The following is a 19,818-nucleotide window of genomic DNA, read 5'->3' on the forward strand; positions in this document are numbered from 1 at the left end:
CCCGCCCCCGTACACGTACCCCCGCACCCCACGTCCCGCCCCTCGTACCTCCCAGGTCGCGTCATACCGTGGCCGGTCAGCCCGGCCGGTCCTCCAGCCGCTCCGTCACCCAGTGGTGGAAGGCGCCGATGTGGTGCTCCGAGGGGACGAGCACACCGCCCTCGCGGTAGACCCGGGAGGTCATCCCCGGCTGGGTGCGCTCGCAGGCGTCGAAGTCCTGGACGTTGACCCGGTGGAACAGCTCCACCGACTTGGACAGGTCCTCGCCCCGGGCCACCACCTCCGGCGCGTACAGCCAGTCGCACTCGACGACCGTACGGTCCGCGGCGAGCGGGAACATCCGGTGCAGGATCACATGGTCGGGGACGAGATTGACGAAGACGGCCGGCTTCACGGTGATCGCGTAGTAGCGCCGGTCCTGTTCCTCGGCGATCGAGGGCAGCCGGCCGGGGCCCGCGCTGCCGTCCACCGTGAAGCCCCGCGCCTCCGGCGCGAACTCCGCCCCGTGTCCCACGTAGTACTGGGCGGCGAAGCCCTCCGCGAACTCCGGCAGGATATCGGTGAGTTCGGGGTGGATCGTCGCGCAGTGGTAGCACTCCATGAAGTTCTCGACGATGAGTTTCCAGTTGGCCCGCACGTCGTAGGTGACGCGCTTGCCGAGCGCCAGCTCCTCGGTGCGGTAGCGCTCGATGGACGCGGCGTCGCCCAGCCGCTCCACCGCCGCGCCCATCACCGTGTCCTCGAAGGACGGCGGCTCCTCGGCCAGGCACAGCCACACGTACCCCAGCCACTCCCGCAGCGGGACCGGCCGCAGTCCGTACGCGACCCGGTCGACGTCCGGCATCCTCACCAGGTTGGGCGCCGCGATCAGCTTCCCGTCCAGGTCGTAGGTCCAGGCGTGGTACGGACACTGGAGGTTGCGGCGCACCTCGCCCGACTCCTCGGTGCACAGCCGGGCCCCCCGGTGCCGGCACACATTGAGGAAGGCGCGCAGCTCCCCCTTCCTGTTCCGGGTGACGAGCACCGACTCGCGGCCGATGCGTACGGTCCGGAACGCGCCGGGACCGGCGAGATCGGAGCCGCGCACCGCGCAGAACCAGAGCGACTCGAAGATCCTCTCCTGCTCCAGGGCGAAGATCCCGGGGTCGGTGTAGTAGTGGCCCGGGAGCGTGGAGATCAGGCTCGGAGCGGTGCCGCTCTCCACGGACGGGGGCGTGGTCGTCATGGCGGTTCTGCCTCTCAGACGGCCGGGGCGGAGAGCCGGCGCGGATCGAACAGCTCGATGGGGTGAGCGGTGGAGCCGGTGAGCGCGAGATCCGCGACGATCTCACCCACCACGGGGACGAACTTGAAGCCGTGCCCGGAGAACCCGCAGGCCACGGTCACGGACGCCGGGTGCGCCGGATGCCGGGTGATGACGAAGTGCTCGTCGGGGGTGTTGGAGTACATGCAGGTCGCCGCGTGTTGGAAGGTGCCCGGCAGGGACGGGATGTGGCGGCGCATGTGCGCGGCCATCGCCTCGACCTCCTCCTCGCGCACGGTCCGGTCGATGGTCCGAGGGGTGCACACCGTGCCCTTGCGGAAGAAGGCGACCTTGGCGCCGCCGCCGGGACCGTCGATGGCGGGGAAGCCGTACACCTGCACACCGTCCCCGTCCTCCCAGATGTAGATGGGATGGTTCTCGGGGAGGAAAGGTGTGACGCCACCCTCCGGCCGGAACCAGTACATGACCTGCCGCTCGATGGTGAACGGCACCCCCAGGTCCGCCAGCAGCTCCGGCGCCCACGCGCCGGGGCAGATCACCAACTGGCCCGCCGTGTAGGTGTCCTCGGGCGTGTGGACGCGTACACCCGCGCCGCCCGGCAGCTCCTCCCAGCGGGTCACCGGCTCCTCGAAACGCAGCTCCGCGCCTGCCTGGGTGGCCAGTTGGACATGGGCGGCGACCGTGTTCTCCGGACGGACCAGACCCGCCCGCGCCTCGAACAGCGCCACTTCGTCGTCGCGCGGTGTCAGGGTCGGGAAGCGGCGCCGGATCTCCTTCGCGTCGAGCATCTCGTGCGACAGGTCCCACTGGAGCGCCGAGCGCAGCGACCCCGACACGGTGAGGCTGTCGGGGCGGCCCACCATCACACCGCCGCACAGCGTCGCCACCTCGCGCCCGGTGTCCCGCTCCAGCCGCTCGTACAGCTCGTAACTGCGCAGCAGCAGCGGCACGTACGCCGGGTCCTCGAAGTAGGACTGCCGGGTGATCCGTGAACCGCCGTGGCTGGAGCCCCGGTTGTGGACCGGGCCGAACCTCTCCAGGCCCAGCACCCGGACGCCGCGCGCCGCGAGATGGTAGGCGGCGGCCGAGCCCATACCGCCGAGTCCGAGGACGATCACGTCGTACGTCGGTGCCATGCGTTTCCTCCAGGAAGGACGTCGGGTCAGCGGCGGATGCGGGACATGCCCGGGTCGAACAGCGGCTCCTCGGCCACCGTCGCCGGGACCTTCTCACCGAAGTACTCGACGGACACGGCCGTCCCCGGCACCGCGTGGGCCGCGGGCAGCCAGGCGTACGCCACGGTCCTGCCGATCGTGTAGCCGTACCCGGCGCTGGTGACGTACCCGACGGCCGAACCGTCCACGTACACCGGCTCCTTGCCGAGCACCACCGCCGCCGGGTCGTCCAGCGTCAGACACGTCAGCCTGCGCCCCGGGCTCCCCGCGGAGCGGCCCGCGAGGGCGTCACGGCCGGTGAAGTCGCCCTTGTCCATCCGGACGGCGAAGCCGAGGCCCGCCTCGTACGGGTCGTGTTCGGCGGTCATGTCCTGGCCCCAGGCGCGGTACCCCTTCTCCAGCCGCAGACTGTTGAAGGCGCTGCGCCCGGCGGCGATCACCCCGAGGTCCCGCCCCGCCTCCCACAGGGTGTCCCACAGCCGCAGCCCCGTGTCGGCGCCGGTGTACAGCTCCCAGCCCAGCTCGCCGACGTAACTCAGCCGCATCGCGGTCACCGGCACGTCGCCGATCCAGGTCCGCCCGGCCCGGAAGTAGCCGAACGCCGTGTGCGAGAAGTCGTCGCGGGTCAGCGGCTGCACCAGCGCGCGGGCGAGCGGGCCCCAGACCCCGATACAGCAGGTGCCGGAGGTGGCGTCCCTGACCTGCACGTCCTCCGGTGCGTGGCGCAGCAGCCAGTCGAGGTCCTGGCCGCTGTTGGCGCCGACCTGGAAGTGCCGCTCCCCGAGGCGCGCGACGGTCAGATCGCTGCGGATCCCGCCGGCCTCGTCCAGCAGCAGGGTGTAGGTGACCGCCCCGGGTTTCTTCGCGAGCTGGTTGGTGGTCATGCGCTGGAGGAAGTCCAGGGCCCCGGCGCCGGTGACCTCCAGCCGCCGCAGCGGTGTCATGTCGTACAGGGCGACCCGTTCGCGGGTGGCGCGCGCCTCGGCCGCCGCGATCGGCGACCAGTACCTGGCCGACCAGGGGTCGCGTTCGGGGACGTCCACCGAGGCGGCGAGCGGTGCGTTCGCCTCGTACCAGTGCGGCCGTTCCCACCCGCCGCTCTCCAGGAACACCGCGCCCAGCTCCCGCTGGCGGGCGTGGAAGGGCGAGACGCGCAGCGGCCGGGTCCGCTCGGCGGGCTGGAGCGGATGGACGATGTCGTACACCTCGACGAACTGCTGTGCGCCCCGCTCGGCCACATGGCCGGGGGAGAGCTGGACGTCCTCGAAGCGGTGGAGGTCGCACTCGTGGATGTCGACCGAGGGCCGCCCGTCCGTCAGCCACTCGGCGACGGCCTTCGCCACCCCGGCGGAGTGGGTCACCCACACGGCCTCGGCCAGCCAGAATCCGCGCAGTTCACGGGATTCGCCGAGGACCGGCATCCCGTCGGAGGTGAAGGAGAAGACCCCGTTGAAGCCGTCCTCGACACTGGACTTGGCGAGCGCGGGCAGCAGCCGGGCCGACTGCTCCCAGCCGCGGGCGAAGTCCTCCTCGGTGAAGGCGAGCGAGGACGGCATGACCTCGGCGTCGTCGTACGCGGGCAGCGTGAACGGGTCGACGGGCAGCGGCCGGTGGTCGTACGAGCCGATGCCGATCCGATCGGTGTGTTCGCGGAAGTAGAGATCGGCGTCCTGGAAGCGCAGAATCGGCCGGCCGGCCTCCGTACGCGGATCGTTGACGCCCGCCAGCTCGGGCAGCGGCGCGGTCCTCACATACTGGTGGGCCAGCGGCAGCAGCGGTACGGGCACCCCGGCCAGCCTGCCGATGACCGGCCCCCAGAAGCCCGCCGCCGAGACCACCACATCGGCGGGGAAGGCCCCCCGGTCGGTGACGACCCCGGTGACCCGGCCGTCCGCCCGCTCGATCCCGGTCACGGTGTGCCGCTCCAGGAAGCGCGCACCGCGCTCCTCGGCCCGGCGGGTCTGGGCCCGGCAGGCGAGCACGGCGCGGACCAGACCGTCGCCGGGGGTGTGGAAGCCGCCGAGCACCTGACCGGGATCGAGCAGCGGCCACAGCTCGGCGCACCGTTCGGGGGTGACCAGTTCGCCGTCCACGCCCCAGGAGGCGGCGTAACCGGCCTTGCGGTGCAGATCGGCCCACCGCTCGGCGGTCGTGGCGACCTCCAGACCGCCCACCCGGTGGAAACAGGGCAGCCCGTCCACGTCGAGCCCGGCGAACTTCTCGGCCGTGTACGTGGCGAACCCGGTCATGGTCTTCGAGGGGTTGGTCCGGAACACCAGGCCGGGGGCGTGCGAGGTGGAGCCACCGGGGGCGGGCAGCGGGCCCTGCTCCAGTACGGTGACGTCGCTCCAGCCGCGGGCGGTCAGTTCGTCGGCGAGGGAGCAGCCGACGATGCCGGCCCCGATGATGACGACGCGCGCTGCGGTGGTGGGCGTGCTGGACATACCCCTCCTCGGATCGGTGCGTTCAGGGGTGTGCGGTGTGCGCGGTTCACGAAGGGTGCGCGGTTCACGAGGCGTGCGAGATGTGCGAGGTGGTGCGAGAGGTGCGCGGCGGTGCAAGGTGTGCGCGGTGGTGCGGGGGCACGGCGGGGCCGCGGCCGGACAGCGGGCACCGACCGCACGACCCCGCCTTCTTGTTGCGCGGTGCAGTGCGTGTTGCGCTATGTGAGACATCCTGAGAACGGCGGCAGGGGGTGTCAAGGGCGCCCCGTTAATGACAGGTAAAGGCCCCCCCCGGGGAAGGGCTGCTCACCGCTCCCGGTGCGGCGGCAGGCAAAATATGATGCCCCGTCAGATGCTGGTTTCAGGCGCTGTGGCCCATGCGGCGCGAGAGTTCCTGGGCCGCCTCCACCACCTTCTTGACCGTCGCCGGCAGCGAGTCGCCGGTCATCCGGTAGGCGGGCCCGGACACCCCGATCGCCCCGATGATCGCGCCGTCGTGCCCCCTGACCTCGGCCCCGACCGCGTTCAGCCCGCTCTCCAGCTCCTCCGTCGTGCAGGCGTACCCCTGCTCGGCCACGGCCGCCAACTCCGCCCGCAGAACGGCCTGATCGGTGACCGTCCGCTCGGTGAAGCGGGTGGGCGGGTCCGCGAGCAGCGCCTCGCGCCGCTCCTTGGGGAGATGGGCCATCAGCACCTTGCCGGTGGCCGTCGCGTGCAGCGCGAAGCGCCGCCCCAGCCAGTTGTGCGCGGTGACGGCGGCGGGGCCGCGCGCCTGCATGATGTTGACCGCCGCGTCACTGTCCAGGATCGCGATGTTGGCCGTCTCGCCGGTCTCCTCCGCCAGCGTCCTGATGACCCCGACACCCTCCTGGGAGATGTCCAGCCGCAGCGCCGCCGCACCGGCCAGGCGCAGCACGCCGGCGCCGAGGTAGTACTTCCCGCGGTCCTTCTCCTGGCCGACCAGTCCCCGGTTCTCCAACACCCCGAGCAGCCGGAACGCGGTCGACTTGTGGACGCCCAACTCGTCGGCGATGTCGGTGACTCCGGCCTCGCCGTGCTGGGCGAGGATCTCCAGCACGCTCACCGCCCGGTCGACCGACTGGACGGACCCCGAAGGACCCCGCTTTCCCTCGTTCGTCTCTTCAGTTGTGTCCGCCATGTTTCCGATCCCATCCACCGGCGTTCCGATCCGGCCGTCGTCTTCGGGAAGTTCTGGAAGCCCTTGACGGCCGGGCGTTGGGCCAGGATTCTGTTGCGCATCGCGCCTCGCGATGCGTCATGAACAACCGTACGATATTGATTCGCGTGAGGGGGGCCTGTGATTCCCGTCTGCCGCTGTGAAGATCTGCCTGAGGGCGAAGCCATACGCATCGATACGGAACCACCCATCGCCGTGTTCCACACCGAGGGTGGGTTCTACGCGATCGACGACACCTGCACGCACCAGGATGCCTCCCTTTCCGAGGGCTGGGTCGAGAACTGCCAGGTCGAATGTCCGCTGCACGCCGCCTCGTTCGATCTGCGCACCGGTGCGCCGAGTTGCCTGCCCGCGCGCAGGCCCGTCCGAACCCACCGGGTCGAGATCGTCGACGGTGTCATCTGCGTGCTGCCGACCGTGCCCGCCGTGCCGGCTGTGTCCGCGGTGTCCACCGTGTCCGCCGTTCCGGCCACCGCCGCCGTCCCGGCCGGTGTCGCGGTTCCCGCGGGCGTGGCTGTCGCCGCGGCCGAGGGCAGCGTCGTATGAGGTCGGTCGCCGTGATCGGCGGCTCGCTCTCCGGGCTCCACGCCGTACGGGCGCTGCGCGACCAGGGGTACGACGGGCGGATCACCGTGATCGGCGAGGAGACCCACCTGCCGTACGACCGCCCTCCGCTCTCCAAACGGTTCCTCACCGAGGAGAAGGAGCCCGCCCCCGAGGGGCTGCTCGAACCGGAGGACGAGGACGCGCTCGACGTCGAGTGGATCCTCGGCGAGCGCGCCGCGCACCTCGACCCGCGGGCACGGGAGGTCACCCTGACCGGTGGGCGCCAGGTCAGGGCCGACGGCTTCGTCCTCGCCACCGGCGCCGCCGCGCGCACCCTCCCCGGCTCGACGGGGCGGCCACCGCGCGGCGTTCACACCCTGCGCACCCTCGACGACGCCGTGGCGCTGCGCGCCGATCTGCGCGCGGGACCACGCCGGGTGGTGGTGATCGGCGCGGGCTTCATCGGCGCCGAAGTCGCCTCCTCCTGCCGGGGACTCGGCCATGACGTCACCGTGGTCGAGGCGGCGGCGATGCCGCTCCTGCCCCAGCTCGGCGCGGAGATGGCGGCGGCGCTCGCGGCCCTGCACGGCCTGCGCGGCACGCGACTGCTGTGCGGCGCGGGGGTGGTGGCGCTGCGCGGCGGTACCCGGGTGGAGTCCGTGGAACTGTCCGACGGGCGCACCCTCCCGGCCGAGGTGGTGGTCGTCGGCATCGGTGTCACACCGCGCACCGACTGGCTGGCCGGCTCCGGGCTCGCCGTGGACGACGGTGTGCTCTGCGACGCGGGGTGCGTGACCGGCGCGCCGCATGTCGTCGCCGTCGGTGACGTCGCCCGGGTCCACCGGCCCGAACTGGACGCCCATGTACGGGCCGAACACTGGACCAGCGCGGTCGAGCAGCCCGCCGTGGCCGTCCGTAACCTCCTCGCGGGGCGCACCGTCGACACGTACACGGGGCGGCCCTACTTCTGGTCCGACCAGTACGGCGTACGCGTACAGTTCGCCGGCCGCCGCGCGCCGACCGACACCGTACGCGTCCTGGAGGGCGAGCCGGCGCGGGGCGACTTCCTCGCGGTGTACGAGCGCGACGGCAGACCCACGGCCGTCCTCTCCGTGAACCGGCCCCGTCCCTTCACCCGGCTGCGCCGCGAACTCGCCCGCGAGTGAGGCCGCCCCTGGTGCCGGACCGCCGCCGCGGATACGGTCCTGGGATGCCGGACTTCGACCCTGGGTCTCCCGCGTTCCTCGCCGATCCGTACCCCGCCTACGCCGAACTGCGGGCCCGCGGCCGGGCCCACTACTACGAGCCGAGCGACCAGTGGCTCGTCCCGCACCACGCGGATGTCTCGGCGCTGCTGCGCGACCGGCGGCTGGGCCGCTCCTACGGGCACCGTTTCACGCACGAGGAGTTCGGCAGGAACCCGCCGCCGACCGGACACGAACCGTTCCACGAACTGAACGACCAGGGGATGCTGGAGCTGGAGCCCCCGGACCACACCCGTATCCGACGGCTGGTGTCGAAGGCGTTCACCCCGCGCACCGTCGACCAACTCGCCCCGTACGTACGGCGGCTCGCCCGGGACCTGGTGGAGCGGCTGGTGGCGGAGGGCGGCGGTGATCTGCTGACGGCCGTCGCCGAGCCGCTGCCCGTCGCGGTCATCGCGGAGATGCTGGGCGTGCCCGAGACGGACCGGCCGCTGCTGCGGCCGTGGTCGGCGGCGATCTGCGGGATGTACGAGCTGAATCCGCCGGAGGAGACGGCCCGCCGCGCGGTCACCGCCTCGCTGGAGTTCTCCGCGTATCTGCGGGAACTCATCGCGGCACGACGGGAGAAGCCCGGCGACGATCTGATCTCGGGGCTCATCGCGGCCCACGACGACGGCGAGAAGCTGACCGAGGCCGAGATGGTCGCGACCTGCGCGCTGCTGCTGAACGCCGGACACGAGGCGACGGTGAACGCCACGGTCAACGGCTGGCACGCGCTGTTCCGCGACCCCGGCCAGCTCGCCGCGCTCCGCGCGGACCGGACCCTGCTGCCCACGGCGGTGGAGGAGCTGATGCGGTACGACACACCGCTCCAGCTCTTCGAGCGGTGGGTGCTCGACGAGATCGAGATCGGCACCACCACCGTGCCGCGCGGCGCCGAGGTCGCGCTGCTCTTCGGCTCGGCCAACCACGATCCGGCGGTCTTCGCGGCCCCGGAGAGCCTGGACCTCTCCCGCGCGGAGAACCCGCACATCTCCTTCAGTGCGGGCATCCACTACTGCATCGGCGCCCCGCTGGCCCGTGTCGAACTGGCGGCCTCGCTCTCCGCGTTGCTGGACCTGGCCCCCGGCCTGCGCCCGGCGGGGGAGCCGGTGCGCAAGCCGAACTTCGTGATCCGGGGGCTGGAAGGGCTGCCGGTCACGGTGTGACGGGGCGGCCGGCCGACTACTCGACGACGAGCTCGACCGGGATGTTGCCCCGGGTCGCCTTGGAGTAGGGGCAGACCTCGTGGGCCTGCTTGACCAGGAGTTCACCGGTCTCGCCCGCGAGCGACTCGGGCAGCTCGACCCGCAGGGTGACGGTGAGGCCGAAGCTCGTCCCGTCCTTGCCGATGCCGACCTCGGCGGTCACCGACACGTCGCTCGTGTCGACCTTCGCCTTGCTGCCGACCAGTCCCAGCGCGCTGGCGAAGCAGGCGGCGTAGCCCGCGGCGAAGAGCTGCTCCGGGTTGGTGCCCTCGCCGTTGCCGCCCAGGGCGGGCGGCATGGCCAGCGGGAGGTCCAGGCGGCCGTCGGAGCTGACGGCACGTCCCTCCCGGCCGTTGGCGGTCGCCACAGCGGTGTACAGCGCGTCCATCGAAACCATCCCTCTCGTCGTCGGCGGCCCGGTGTGCCGCCGCCACCATTAGAGTACACAATTCAGTTGTGCACAACCTTATGGTGTGGCCGGTATCCTGAACCCATGACCGTGACGCCGACGCCGAGCCCTTCCGCGTCCGACGGGGGCTTCCTCCGTCTGGACCGGCAGATCTGCTTCTCGCTGAACGCCGCCTCGCGCGCCTTCGGCGGCCTCTACCGGGTGCTGCTGAAGGACCTCGGGCTCACCTACCCGCAATACCTGGTCATGCTCGTGCTGTGGGAGCACGGCACGCTCCCGGTCAAGGAGCTGGGCGCGTATCTGCGGCTCGACTCCGGCACGCTGTCCCCCCTGCTCAAACGGATGGAGGGCGCCGGGCTCGTCCGGCGCGAACGCGATGTCCGTGACGAGCGCTCGGTACGGGTCCACCTCACGGAGCGGGGCGCGGCCCTGCGGGAGGACGCGCTGAGCGTGCCGCGCAGGATCGCCGCGGCCACCGGCTTCGACCTCGACGAGATCGACGGCCTGCGCTCCCGGCTGGACCGGCTCACCCGCGCGCTGGACGCCGCGGAGCTCGACGAAGGACCGGGGTGCGGTACGGAGCCGGAGGGCCGGGGAGCCTCCCGCGCCTGAGTGCGGACGCGGGCGGCCGCCCGAGCCGTACGCGCACGGTCGCCCGGGTCCTTACGCGCACGGCCCCCGGCCCGGTACCGCGAGCACCGTCCGGTCGACCAGCTCCCGCCAGCCCTCCTCGATCCTGGTCCGCGGGAGCCCCCGCCGGACATGGAGATGGTGGAGCAGCGCCGTGTCGAGATAGCCGAGGAGCGCGTGGGTGAGCACCTCGATGTCCCCGCTCGCGCCCGCCTGGCGCAGCAGCGTGCTCACGTGCGTCGCTCTGACCACCGAGGCGGGGATGAGATGGCGCCGCTCGACGCAGGGTTCGGCGGCGAGGTAGAGGTCCAGGTGGTCGAGGGTGTGGCGGATCGTGCTCGTGCCGAACGCGGCCAGCCGCTCGGGGGCCGCTGCGCCCGGTCCGAGCGGGGGAGGCCCGGTCAGGAACGCCCGCTGGTACTCCTGCTCGGCGTGGTCGACCAGCGCCAGCATGAGTCCCTCGCGGTCCCCGAAGCGCCGGAACAGGGTGCCCTTGCCCACCTGGGCGGCCGAGGCCACCGCCTCCATGGTCACGTTCCTCGCGCCCTGCTCGCGCACGAGTGAGGCGGCGGCGTCGAGCAGGCGGGCCCGGTTGTGCGCGGCGTCCGAACGTTCTCGGGGGGGCTGGCCCAGGACGGGCAGTTCCCGCAGCCCTGGTGATCGTCTCTCCGGAGGGGCGCTGTGCGCATTCATGAACCTCACCTTAACGGGGAGACAGAGAAAGTGGACCCCGGTCCGCTTGGAGTGTTAAATGACAGAAGCGAAGCGGACCTCGGTCCGCTTCGAGATTCCTCACCACCCTCAGGAGCTCATCATGTCTGTACGTGTCCTTGCTCTCGTCGGCAGCCTGCGCGCCGGTTCGCACAACCGCCAGCTCGCCCAGGCGGCCGTCAAGCACGCCCCCGAGGGCGTCGAGGTCGTCCTCTTCGACAGTCTCGGAGAGGTCCCCTTCTACAACGAGGACATCGACGTCGAGGGTGCTGTCCCCGCCGGTGCCGCCGCCCTGCGTGAGGCCGCCGGCCAGGCGGACGCGTTCCTGCTGTTCTCGCCCGAGTACAACGGCACCATCCCGGCCGTGCTGAAGAACGCCATCGACTGGCTGTCCCGTCCCTACGGCGCCGGCGCGCTGGTCGGCAAGCCGGCCGCCGTCGTCGGCACCGCCTTCGGCCAGTTCGGCGGCGTCTGGGCCCAGGACGAGACCCGTAAGGCCGTCGGTATCGCGGGCGGCGCTGTCCTGGCCGACGCCAAGTTCTCCATCCCCGGCTCCCTGACCCGCTTCGCCGAGCTGCACCCCCAGGACGATGCCGAGGTCGCCGAGCAGCTCCCCGCGATCCTCACCCAGCTCGCCACCGCCACCGCCGTGGCCGCCTGACCTGACCCCTCGGCACCCGCACTGCCCCGCACCGGATCCCCGGCGCGGGGCAGCGTCGTATCCGCGGAAGGCGCGCGGGCGCGGCTGCCCACGCCCCCCGTCGACACCGTTCGAATGGTCGAACGAAGGGTGGGTTAACATATGAGCGCCGCCTAGCTCGAAAGATGTGCCTGTGACTCTCCATGAGGACTCGTTCACCAACTGGAACAACCGCGAGAGGATCGCGGAGTCGATGATCCCGACCATCGGGAAGCTGCACCGCGAGCGGGACGTCACCGTCCTGCTGCACAGCCGCTCCCTGGTGAACAAGTCGGTCGTCAGCATCCTCAAGACCCACCGGTTCGCCCGGCAGATCGCCGGTGAGGAACTCTCGGTCACCGAGACGCTGCCGTTCCTGGAAGCGCTCACCACGCTCGATCTCGGCCCGTCCCAGATCGACATCGGCATGCTCGCCGCGACGTACCGGACCGACGACCGCGGTCTCTCGGTGGCGGAGTTCACCGCCGAGGCCGTCGCCGGTGCCACGGGCGCCAACAAGATCGAGCGCCGTGCGTCACGCGATGTCGTCCTCTACGGGTTCGGCCGCATCGGCCGACTCCTCGCCCGCCTGCTCATCGAGAAGGCCGGCTCCGGCAACGGCCTGCGACTGCGCGCCGTCGTCGTCCGCAAGGGCTCCGGCCAAGCGGCCGAGGACCTCGTCAAGCGCGCCTCCCTGCTGCGCCGTGACTCCATCCACGGCCAGTTCCAGGGCACGATCAGCGTCGACGAGGCCAACAGCAGGATCATCGCCAACGGCAACGAGATCAAGGTGATCTACTCCGACGACCCGACGTCGGTGGACTACACGGCGTACGGCATCAAGGACGCCATCCTCATCGACAACACCGGCAAGTGGCGCGACCGCGAGGGCCTGTCGAAGCACCTCCGCCCCGGCATCGCCAAGGTCGTCCTGACCGCACCGGGCAAGGGAGACGTCCCCAACATCGTCCACGGCGTCAACCACGACACCATCAAGGACGACGAGCGGATCCTGTCCTGCGCGTCCTGCACCACCAACGCGATCGTCCCGCCGCTGAAGGCGATGGCGGACGAGTACGGCGTCCTGCGCGGCCACGTGGAGACCGTCCACTCGTTCACCAACGACCAGAACCTGCTGGACAACTACCACGGGTCCGACCGCCGGGGCCGCTCGGCGGCGCTCAACATGGTCATCACCGAGACCGGCGCCGCCTCCGCCGTCGCCAAGGCGCTCCCCGACCTCAAGGCGACCATCACCGGCAGCTCGATCCGGGTCCCCGTGCCGGACGTCTCGATCGCGATCCTCAGCCTGCGGCTCGCCCGCGAGACCACCCGCGAGGAGGTGCTCGACCACCTCCGCGACGTCTCGCTGACCTCGCCGCTCAAGCGCCAGATCGACTTCATCAGCGCCCCCGACGCGGTCTCCAGCGACTTCATAGGCTCGCGCCACGCCTCGATCGTCGACGCGGGCGCCACCAAGGTCGACGGCGACAACGCGATCCTCTACCTCTGGTACGACAACGAGTTCGGCTACTCCTGCCAGGTCATCCGGGTCGTCCAGCATGTCTCCGGGGTCGAGTACCCGACCTACCCGGCGCCGGCGGCCTGATCCGCCGGCGGCCCGATCACGAGGAAGGGCCGGTCCCGTACTGGCCCTTCCCCGCGGGGGGAACGAGCGCGCCCGCCGTACCGGAGGGGGTGCGCACCCTGTTCAGGACCGGGCCGGGCGCCGATCCTTGTCACCATGAATGATGCCGTGGTGTGGCTCGTACTGAGCACGAGCGTGCTGCTGGTGGTCCTGAACCTGGGCATCGGCGTCCTGGCTCTGTGGAGTCACCGCGCCGGCCTGTCGGTGACGGAGCGTCTGATCACCTCGGGCGAGCTGGATGTGTACCACGCGACCTGGCTGACCCGGTGCGGATACGGCAGGACGCCCACAGCGACCTGGTTCCGGGAACGGGTCGCCTCGGAGCTGGCCCTCCGGTCGCTGACCACGGCGGGGCTGGTCCACATCGACGCGCGGCAAGCGCTCGTACCACCACCCGGCGCGACGGAGCACACGGACGAAACGGTGGCTCCGGACCATCCGCTGACGCGGGAGGCGTGGCGGTTCGTCCGCGACTCCTGGTCCGCCGGACATCCGGTGACGGTACGGGGGCTCGCCGAACACCCCGCGTTCAAGGCGGCATGCACGGCCCACCGGAGACGGCTGGCCGGCCACCTGCCGCTCCGCCGTATCCGGCTCGACAACCACGCCGGGCGCGCGCCACGGGCCGCGGGGTGGACCGCCACGGGATGGATCACCCTCAACACCTGCGTGCTGATGGGGCGGCACACCTTCGGCCCTCCCGACGCCGGGCCCGACGGGATGTTCGAGAAGGTGTTCGCGATCTTCGCGCTGGCCGTGGGCACCGTCTTCCTCGCCGCGCTCCTCCTGGTCACCCCGCACGTCCTCATCTGGCAGGCGTGGCAGGACCGCTGGCCCCGACGGCTGCGCGCGCACTGCGAGGCCCTGCTCCAGCGGGAATCCGGCACCTGGATCCCGCTGTCACAGCTCCCTGTGGCGTGACCCCGGGGCCCTGGATCAGGCCCGCAGATAGGCGAGGACGGCCAGCACCCTGCGGTGGGTCTCGTCCGCCGGAGGCAGGTCCAGCTTGGTGAGGATGCCGCTGATGTGCTTGCCGATCGCGGCCTCGGAGACCACCAGCTCCCTGGCGATCGACCCGTTGGACCTGCCCTCCGCGATCAGCGCCAGCACCTCGCGCTCGCGGGGGGTGAGCCGCTCCAGCGGATCACGGCGGCGGCGCAGGAGTTGGCGTACCACTTCGGGATCCACCACCGTTGCGCCGTTCGCTACCTCGTGCAGCGCGTCGACGAACTCCTCGACCTGACCGACGCGGTCCTTCAGCAGATAGCCGACCCCCGTACCGTCACCGGAGTCCAGGAGCTCGGAGGCGTACGTCCGTTGCACGTACTGGCTGAGGACCAGGACCGGCAGTGTGGGCCGCTTCTCGCGCAGCCGTACCGCCGTGCGCAGCCCCTCGTCCTGGAAACCGGGCGGCATACGCACATCCGTCACCACGACGTCGGGGGTGTGCTCGTCGACCGCGACGACCAGCGCCTGCGCGTCCCCGACGGCCGCCACCACCTCGTGACCGCAGCGGCCGAGCAGACCGACGAGCCCTTCCCGCAACAGCACGCTGTCCTCGGCCAGCACTACGCGGAGCGATCGGCGGCCGCGGTCAACTCGCAAGGAAACTCCACATGCAGCAGGGTCGGTCCGCCCGGCGGACTGGACAGGGCAAGTCTGCCATCCAGGACCGACACCCGGTCGGCGAGACCGGTGAGTCCGCTGCCCGCCGAGGGGTCCGCACCGCCCCGGCCGTCGTCGCACACCTGGAGGAACAGACGGCCGTCACGGTGAGCGCCGCTCACCCGGGCGCGGTCGGCCCCACTGTGCCTGGCGACATTGGCGAGCGCCTCGCACACCACGAAATACGCGGCTGACTCGACCGACCGGGGCAGCCGGCCCGGCAGTTCGAGATCGACGTCGACCGGGACCGGGGAGCGGTCCGCGGCGTCGGTGACCGCGGCGGGCAGACCGTAGTCCGCGAGGACCTTGGGGTGGATGCCGTGGATGAGCTCACGCAGCTCGGCGAGCGCCCTGCCCGCCTCCTCGTGCGCCTTGGCGAGTTGGCCGGCGAGCGGTCCCGGCGGTGCGTCCAGCCGGGCCAGGCCGAGGACCATCGTCAGGGCCACCAGCCGCTGTTGGGCGCCGTCGTGCAGATCGCGCTCGATTCGGCGCCGCTCCGCCTCGAAGGCGTCCACCAACCGGACGCGGGAGCTGGCCAGTTCGACCACCCTGGCGCCGAGTTCGCCCTCCCGGGAGGCGATCAGCAGCCGGGTCAGCGCGGCGCGCGCACCTGCCGCCACACCGAGCACGTAACAGCACAGGCCCATGAGGAGCAGACCCAGCACGGCGACACCGAACGCGGTCGGCCAGGTGGTGACCGTCCACTGCTTGAGCACCTTCGCCTCCTGCCCCTCACCGACCGTGGCCATCAGCAGCGGGGTGGCGACCACGGACAGCGGCAGGAACAGGGCGACCGTGACCGCCAGGGCGTCGACGGGCCACAACAGCACGGCGAACAGCAGCGCGTACCCCAGCTCCCGCCAGGTCGCCTGCTCACGCAACCGAGTGGTCAGCCAGGGCCACAGCCCCGGCACGGCCGGCTCCTGGTGCGGCCCTGGCGCCGGACCGTCGTCGACCAGGCGCAGCCTCCACCGCTCCACCCAGGCCACCGGGATCCCGCCGAGAGCGACCACGGCGAACAGGGGAAGCCCCACCACGACCAGGGCGAGCACCCCGCAGACCGCCACCGCCGCCACGGTCACCACCAGGACCACCGCGCCGGTCACCGCACCGGTGAGCAGGTACGCGACGGAGCGCCAGGGCCAGACGGACAGCAGGAAACCCGGCCGGGACATGGCCTGCCACACATTCGGAGGGTGCATGGGGATCACCGTAGGAGGACGAAGGTGTGCGGTGCCATCGGGCCAGGGCGCGGATCCGAGGTAGGTCCGGCCCTACCCCAGGTCTCGCCCCTGCCGTACTGCGCCGTGCGGTGCTCCCGCGGTTTCGTGGAGCCTTCCCGCCCGTCCAGGCGGTGCGGGAGGAACGACACCGACACGACGGGACAACACATGACCGACAACGCGGTCCAACTGCGCTCCGTGACCCGGCGCTACGGCACGGGCGACACGTCCGTCACCGCCCTCGACCAGGTATCGCTCGCCTTCCCGAAGGGGACGTTCACCGCCGTGATGGGACCGTCCGGCTCCGGCAAGTCGACCCTGCTGCAGTGCGCCGCGGGCCTCGACCGCCCCACCTCGGGCCTGGTCACCATCGGCGGGACCGAGTTGACCGAGCTGACGGAGACCGAGCTGACCCTGCTGCGCCGCGAACGTATCGGCTTCGTGTTCCAGGCGTTCAACCTGCTGCCCTCACTGACCGCCGAGCAGAACGTGGCCCTGCCGCTGCGACTGGCCGGCCGGCGTCCCCCGAAGGCCCGGGTCCGCGAGGTACTCGAACAGGTCGGACTGGGCGGGCGGACCCGGCACCGGCCGGCGGAGATGTCCGGCGGCCAGCAGCAACGGGTCGCCCTGGCGCGCGCCCTGATCACCCGCCCCGAAGTGCTCTTCGGCGACGAGCCGACCGGCGCGCTCGACTCGGTGACCAGCCGCGACGTGCTCACCCTGCTGCGCGGCATGGTAGACCGCGACGGCCGGACGATCATCATGGTCACCCACGACCCGGTCGCCGCCTCCTACGCCGACCGCGTCGTCCTCCTCGTCGACGGCGGCGTCAACGGCGAACTGACCGGCGCCGGCGCCGAGGACATCGCCGCGCGCCTGACCACGCTGGAGGCCCTGCCGTGCTGAGCACCGCCCTGCGCACCCTGCGCACCCGCTGGGCCACCTTCGTCGGCAGCTTCGTCGCCCTCGCGCTGGGTGTGGCGCTGATCGCCGTCATGGGGCTGGCCCTGGCGTCCTCGCTGGAGGCACCCGACCGCGAGCCCGAACGGTTCGCCGCCGCGCCGGTCGTCGTCAAGGGCAGGGACACCCTGCGCGTGACCACCCCGACCGGCGACCGCACTCGGAAGCTCGCGCGGCCCCGCGCCGTACCCGCCGACGTCATCGCCGCGCTGAAGAACCTCGGAACCGTCGTCGAGGACCGGTCGTTCACCGTACGGGCGCGGGGCGGCCCCGGCGACCTGGTGGGCCACCCCTGGTCCGTCGCCGCCTTCACGCCGTACCGGCTCGACGCGGGCCGTGCGCCGAAGGCGGCGGACGAGATCGTCGTCAGCGGCGACTGGGCCCGGCCGGGCACCCGGGTGCGGACCGACACCGGCACCGTACGGGTCGTCGGCACCGTGACAGGACCCGGCTTCGAGAACGCCGTCTTCCACACCGACGCCCGCGCCGCCCAACTGGCGCCCCGCAGCGTCCAACTCGTGGTCGACGCGGACGCGGCGGCCGTCCGCGAGGCGGTGAGCGACAGCGACGGCGTCCAGGTCCTCACCGGCGACGCCCGCCGGTACGCCGACGCCGATCCCGACCGGGACAGCGAGGCCCTCACCGCGATGAACGCCCTGTTCGGCACGGCCGGCGGGGTCACCGGGTTCGTGTCGGTGTTCGTGGTGGCGTCGACCTTCGCGTTCGCGGTCGCCCAGCGCCGCCGCGAGTTCGGGCTGCTGCGCACGGCCGGGGCGACCCCGGGGCAGCTACGCCGCATGGTCGTCGCCGAGGCGCTCCTGATCGGTGTGCTCGCCTCCGCGACCGGCTGCCTGCTCGGCTCCCACGGGGCGCCGAAGCTCGCCCGGTGGGCGGTCGACGAGAACCTCGCGCCCCGCTGGTTCACCATCGGCGACCACATGTGGCCGTACCACATGGCCTTCTGGACAGGGCTGCTCGTGGCGTTGTCCGGGGTGCTGGCCGCGGCCTGGCGGGCCGGCCGCACCGGCCCCGCCGAGGCGCTGCGCGAGGCGTCCGTGGACACCCGGGCGATGACACGGGGCCGTTGGCTGTGCGGCGCGGCCCTGCTGCTGACCGCTGTCGTGACACTGGTCCTGGCCCTGATGACGGATCCGGGCGACCTGCTGCACCGTAAGACCTATGTGAGCCGGCCGATGCTGCTGATCACCGCCGTGGCGCTGCTCGCGCCGGTGCTGGTGCGCCCGCTGACCCGGCTCATCGCCTGGCTGCCGTCCCGACTGCCGGGCGCCACCGGGATGCTGGTACGGGAGAACGCCGCCACCGGCGTCCGGCGCACCGCCGCCGTCGCGGCGCCCGTCCTGGTCACGGTCGCGCTGGCGGGCTCACTGCTCGGCGCCACCGCCACCCTCAACGGGGCGAAGGCGACAGAGGTCCGCGAACGGACGGCCGCCGACTTCGTGGTCACCCCCGCGAGCGACACGGGCTTCGACGCCGCGACGCTGGCGAAGCTGCGCGCCGTACCCGGAGCCGAGGTCTCCGCGACCTCGGCGAGCGCCGTGTACGTACGGGAGGAGGGCGTGGCGCTCGCCATGTCCGAGGCCCGCGCGGCCGACCCCGGCCCGCTCGCCGCCACCGCCCGTCTCCCTCTCGCCGCCGGGAAGGCGGGCGACCTGGACGACGACTCGATCATCGTCAACGAGGAGTGGGAGCGGCACACCGTGGGGCAGCGGGTGGACGTGTGGCTCGGCGACAGCACACGGAAGTCCCTGACGATCGCCGCCGTCATGACGGTCGGCACCGGGAACAACGGCGTCTACGTCACGCCGCGCAACGCTCCGGACGCCCCCGTCGACCGGGTCGACGTACGCCTCACGGACGGCGCCGACCCCTCCGCGGTGGCCGCCGGACTGCGGGACGCGGTTCGGGCATCGGGCGGGCAGGTGCTCACCGACGGGCAGTGGGTACGGGCGACGTACCCCGAGACCAACCGGACGACGCGGACGGGCCTCCTGCTGGTCCTCGGCATCGCCCTGCTGTACACCGGTATCTCGCTGGCCAACACCATGGTCATGGCCACCTCCGACCGGGTCAGCGACCTGGCCGTGCTGCGGCTGGCCGGAGCCACCCGGTGGCAGGCGCTGCGGCTGGTGGGCGCCGAGGCGCTGATGGTGGTCGTGGTCGGTGCGGTGCTGGGAGCGCTGGTCGCCGGGCTCAATCTGCTGGGCATGTGGAGCGCGCTGGGCCTGCTCTCGGTGTGGACGCCGATCCGGATCCCGTGGGCGACGCTCGGCGCGACCGTGAGCGCCTGCGCGCTGCTCGCCGTGGCCTCGGCGGTCGCCCCGGCCGGCCTTCACCTGCGGCGCGGGGCGGTGGAGTTGGCGGGCGTACGGGAGTGATGCCGGACCCCGGGCTGGTCAGCAGCGGCCCGGCGCACCGGACGGACGCGTGCGCGGGTGGGGAGCAGTGGAGCACGCGGACCGTCGCTTCGGGCGCGCCGGTGGGCTGGCGGAGCGCCGCCGCCACCAGTCCGTGGATCTCCTGGGCCGACACGGTTCCGCCGCCCACCAGGCGGTCGAAGACCGGTCCGTCCACACAGGTCAGCAGCGTGACCGTACGGTCCTCGGCGTCCGCCACACCGTGCGCGGCCAGGAAGTCGCGTACGACGTGGCGGCCCGCGTTCCGCCGTGGCACGAGGATCTCCCGCAGCTCGGGGTGGTGCACGCTCTCGACGGCGCACGCGTAGCGCGCGAGGGAGCGCCGCCGCCCGTCCCCCGTGAGCCGCTGCCCGACGAAGGCGGCGATCCCGGCCACACA

Annotated in this window: 16 protein-coding genes and 2 pseudogenes; 9 read left to right on the top strand and 9 right to left on the bottom strand. The window is 72.1% G+C overall.

Annotated elements, in window-relative coordinates:
- Positions 1 to 76 precede the first annotated feature (76 nt).
- From ACIO3P_RS27090 to ACIO3P_RS27105, 4 genes are all read right to left on the bottom strand, one after another.
- The gene (locus ACIO3P_RS27090) at positions 77 to 1,225 is read right to left on the bottom strand and encodes an aromatic ring-hydroxylating dioxygenase subunit alpha (protein WP_329825348.1); all 1,149 of its coding nucleotides are present in this window, start codon (positions 1,223 to 1,225) and stop codon (positions 77 to 79) included.
- A 14-nt stretch (positions 1,226 to 1,239) separates the two neighbouring features.
- On the bottom strand, positions 1,240 to 2,400 hold the full coding sequence (gene solA / locus ACIO3P_RS27095; protein ID WP_401853660.1) for an N-methyl-L-tryptophan oxidase: 1,161 nt from the start codon (positions 2,398 to 2,400) through the stop codon (positions 1,240 to 1,242).
- Between the two features lie 26 nt (positions 2,401 to 2,426).
- Complete coding sequence (locus ACIO3P_RS27100) at positions 2,427 to 4,883, bottom strand: FAD-dependent oxidoreductase (RefSeq protein WP_329825350.1); 2,457 nt, start codon at positions 4,881 to 4,883, stop codon at positions 2,427 to 2,429.
- Between the two features lie 361 nt (positions 4,884 to 5,244).
- The gene (locus tag ACIO3P_RS27105; RefSeq protein ID WP_329825351.1) at positions 5,245 to 6,042 is read right to left on the bottom strand and encodes an IclR family transcriptional regulator; all 798 of its coding nucleotides are present in this window, start codon (positions 6,040 to 6,042) and stop codon (positions 5,245 to 5,247) included.
- Between the two features lie 159 nt (positions 6,043 to 6,201).
- Between ACIO3P_RS27105 and ACIO3P_RS27110 the strand changes: the two are divergent.
- The 3 genes and pseudogenes from ACIO3P_RS27110 to ACIO3P_RS27120 form a co-directional block, all read left to right on the top strand.
- Positions 6,202 to 6,489: pseudogene (locus tag ACIO3P_RS27110) on the top strand (bifunctional 3-phenylpropionate/cinnamic acid dioxygenase ferredoxin subunit); the annotation flags it as partial.
- A 134-nt stretch (positions 6,490 to 6,623) separates the two neighbouring features.
- Positions 6,624 to 7,793, top strand: a complete 1,170-nt coding sequence (locus tag ACIO3P_RS27115) for an NAD(P)/FAD-dependent oxidoreductase (RefSeq protein ID WP_401853659.1) — start codon at positions 6,624 to 6,626, stop codon at positions 7,791 to 7,793.
- 44 nt (positions 7,794 to 7,837) lie between these two features.
- Entirely contained in the window at positions 7,838 to 9,040 is a 1,203-nt protein-coding gene (locus ACIO3P_RS27120; RefSeq protein WP_401853657.1) for a cytochrome P450, read from the top strand.
- A gap of 16 nt (positions 9,041 to 9,056) precedes the next feature.
- Here ACIO3P_RS27120 and ACIO3P_RS27125 read toward each other — a convergent pair whose 3' ends face one another.
- Complete coding sequence (locus ACIO3P_RS27125) at positions 9,057 to 9,467, bottom strand: organic hydroperoxide resistance protein (protein WP_329825354.1); 411 nt, start codon at positions 9,465 to 9,467, stop codon at positions 9,057 to 9,059.
- A gap of 105 nt (positions 9,468 to 9,572) precedes the next feature.
- Between ACIO3P_RS27125 and ACIO3P_RS27130 the strand changes: the two genes are divergently transcribed.
- Positions 9,573 to 10,100, top strand: a complete 528-nt coding sequence (locus tag ACIO3P_RS27130; protein ID WP_401853654.1) for a MarR family winged helix-turn-helix transcriptional regulator — start codon at positions 9,573 to 9,575, stop codon at positions 10,098 to 10,100.
- A gap of 51 nt (positions 10,101 to 10,151) precedes the next feature.
- Here ACIO3P_RS27130 and ACIO3P_RS27135 read toward each other — a convergent pair whose 3' ends face one another.
- Positions 10,152 to 10,811, bottom strand: coding sequence for a TetR/AcrR family transcriptional regulator (locus ACIO3P_RS27135; protein ID WP_329825356.1), 660 nt, complete (start codon positions 10,809 to 10,811; stop codon positions 10,152 to 10,154).
- A 121-nt stretch (positions 10,812 to 10,932) separates the two neighbouring features.
- On the opposite strand from ACIO3P_RS27135, the gene ACIO3P_RS27140 reads away from it, so the two are divergent.
- The 3 genes from ACIO3P_RS27140 (at position 10,933) to ACIO3P_RS27150 (ending at position 14,077) form a co-directional block, all read left to right on the top strand.
- The gene (locus tag ACIO3P_RS27140) at positions 10,933 to 11,490 is read left to right on the top strand and encodes an NAD(P)H-dependent oxidoreductase (protein WP_329825357.1); all 558 of its coding nucleotides are present in this window, start codon (positions 10,933 to 10,935) and stop codon (positions 11,488 to 11,490) included.
- Positions 11,491 to 11,662: 172 nt separating this feature from the next.
- A complete protein-coding gene (locus ACIO3P_RS27145; RefSeq protein WP_329825358.1) occupies positions 11,663 to 13,117 on the top strand; it encodes a glyceraldehyde-3-phosphate dehydrogenase in 1,455 nt (484 codons plus the stop codon).
- Positions 13,118 to 13,252: 135 nt separating this feature from the next.
- Positions 13,253 to 14,077: a hypothetical protein gene (locus ACIO3P_RS27150; RefSeq protein WP_401853651.1), complete on the top strand. Its 825-nt coding sequence runs from the start codon at positions 13,253 to 13,255 to the stop codon at positions 14,075 to 14,077.
- Positions 14,078 to 14,092: 15 nt separating this feature from the next.
- Here ACIO3P_RS27150 and ACIO3P_RS27155 read toward each other — a convergent pair whose 3' ends face one another.
- The gene (locus ACIO3P_RS27155) at positions 14,093 to 14,725 is read right to left on the bottom strand and encodes a response regulator transcription factor (RefSeq protein WP_329825400.1); all 633 of its coding nucleotides are present in this window, start codon (positions 14,723 to 14,725) and stop codon (positions 14,093 to 14,095) included.
- Complete coding sequence (locus tag ACIO3P_RS27160; RefSeq protein WP_329825401.1) at positions 14,725 to 15,996, bottom strand: sensor domain-containing protein; 1,272 nt, start codon at positions 15,994 to 15,996, stop codon at positions 14,725 to 14,727. The genes ACIO3P_RS27155 and ACIO3P_RS27160 overlap by 1 nt, the downstream gene beginning before the upstream one ends.
- 216 nt (positions 15,997 to 16,212) lie before the next feature.
- Between ACIO3P_RS27160 and ACIO3P_RS27165 the strand changes: the two genes are divergently transcribed.
- Positions 16,213 to 16,950: an ABC transporter ATP-binding protein gene (locus ACIO3P_RS27165; RefSeq protein WP_329825360.1), complete on the top strand. Its 738-nt coding sequence runs from the start codon at positions 16,213 to 16,215 to the stop codon at positions 16,948 to 16,950.
- Positions 16,944 to 19,400, top strand: coding sequence for an FtsX-like permease family protein (locus tag ACIO3P_RS27170; protein WP_401853648.1), 2,457 nt, complete (start codon positions 16,944 to 16,946; stop codon positions 19,398 to 19,400). The genes ACIO3P_RS27165 and ACIO3P_RS27170 overlap by 7 nt, the downstream gene beginning before the upstream one ends.
- 109 nt (positions 19,401 to 19,509) lie before the next feature.
- Here the strand turns inward: ACIO3P_RS27170 and ACIO3P_RS27175 are convergent.
- Positions 19,510 to 19,815, bottom strand: a pseudogene (locus ACIO3P_RS27175) (TetR family transcriptional regulator C-terminal domain-containing protein); the annotation flags it as partial.
- Positions 19,816 to 19,818 lie beyond the last annotated feature (3 nt).

This window comes from Streptomyces sp. NPDC087310 (assembly GCF_044744405.1).
GTDB lineage: Bacteria > Actinomycetota > Actinomycetes > Streptomycetales > Streptomycetaceae > Streptomyces.

Bases quoted from the DNA above. Each gene is read 5' to 3' on its own strand.
- ACIO3P_RS27090 (WP_329825348.1), bottom strand. From the start codon at position 1,225: ATGACGACCACGCCCCCGTCCGTGGAGAGCGGCACCGCTCCGAGCCTG.
- solA (WP_401853660.1), bottom strand. From the start codon at position 2,400: ATGGCACCGACGTACGACGTGATCGTCCTCGGACTCGGCGGTATGGGC.
- ACIO3P_RS27100 (WP_329825350.1), bottom strand. From the start codon at position 4,883: ATGTCCAGCACGCCCACCACCGCAGCGCGCGTCGTCATCATCGGGGCC.
- ACIO3P_RS27105 (WP_329825351.1), bottom strand. From the start codon at position 6,042: ATGGCGGACACAACTGAAGAGACGAACGAGGGAAAGCGGGGTCCTTCG.
- ACIO3P_RS27115 (WP_401853659.1), top strand. From the start codon at position 6,624: ATGAGGTCGGTCGCCGTGATCGGCGGCTCGCTCTCCGGGCTCCACGCC.
- ACIO3P_RS27120 (WP_401853657.1), top strand. From the start codon at position 7,838: ATGCCGGACTTCGACCCTGGGTCTCCCGCGTTCCTCGCCGATCCGTAC.
- ACIO3P_RS27125 (WP_329825354.1), bottom strand. From the start codon at position 9,467: ATGGACGCGCTGTACACCGCTGTGGCGACCGCCAACGGCCGGGAGGGA.
- ACIO3P_RS27130 (WP_401853654.1), top strand. From the start codon at position 9,573: ATGACCGTGACGCCGACGCCGAGCCCTTCCGCGTCCGACGGGGGCTTC.
- ACIO3P_RS27135 (WP_329825356.1), bottom strand. From the start codon at position 10,811: ATGAATGCGCACAGCGCCCCTCCGGAGAGACGATCACCAGGGCTGCGG.
- ACIO3P_RS27140 (WP_329825357.1), top strand. From the start codon at position 10,933: ATGTCTGTACGTGTCCTTGCTCTCGTCGGCAGCCTGCGCGCCGGTTCG.
- ACIO3P_RS27150 (WP_401853651.1), top strand. From the start codon at position 13,253: ATGAATGATGCCGTGGTGTGGCTCGTACTGAGCACGAGCGTGCTGCTG.
- ACIO3P_RS27160 (WP_329825401.1), bottom strand. From the start codon at position 15,996: ATGTCCCGGCCGGGTTTCCTGCTGTCCGTCTGGCCCTGGCGCTCCGTC.
- ACIO3P_RS27165 (WP_329825360.1), top strand. From the start codon at position 16,213: ATGACCGACAACGCGGTCCAACTGCGCTCCGTGACCCGGCGCTACGGC.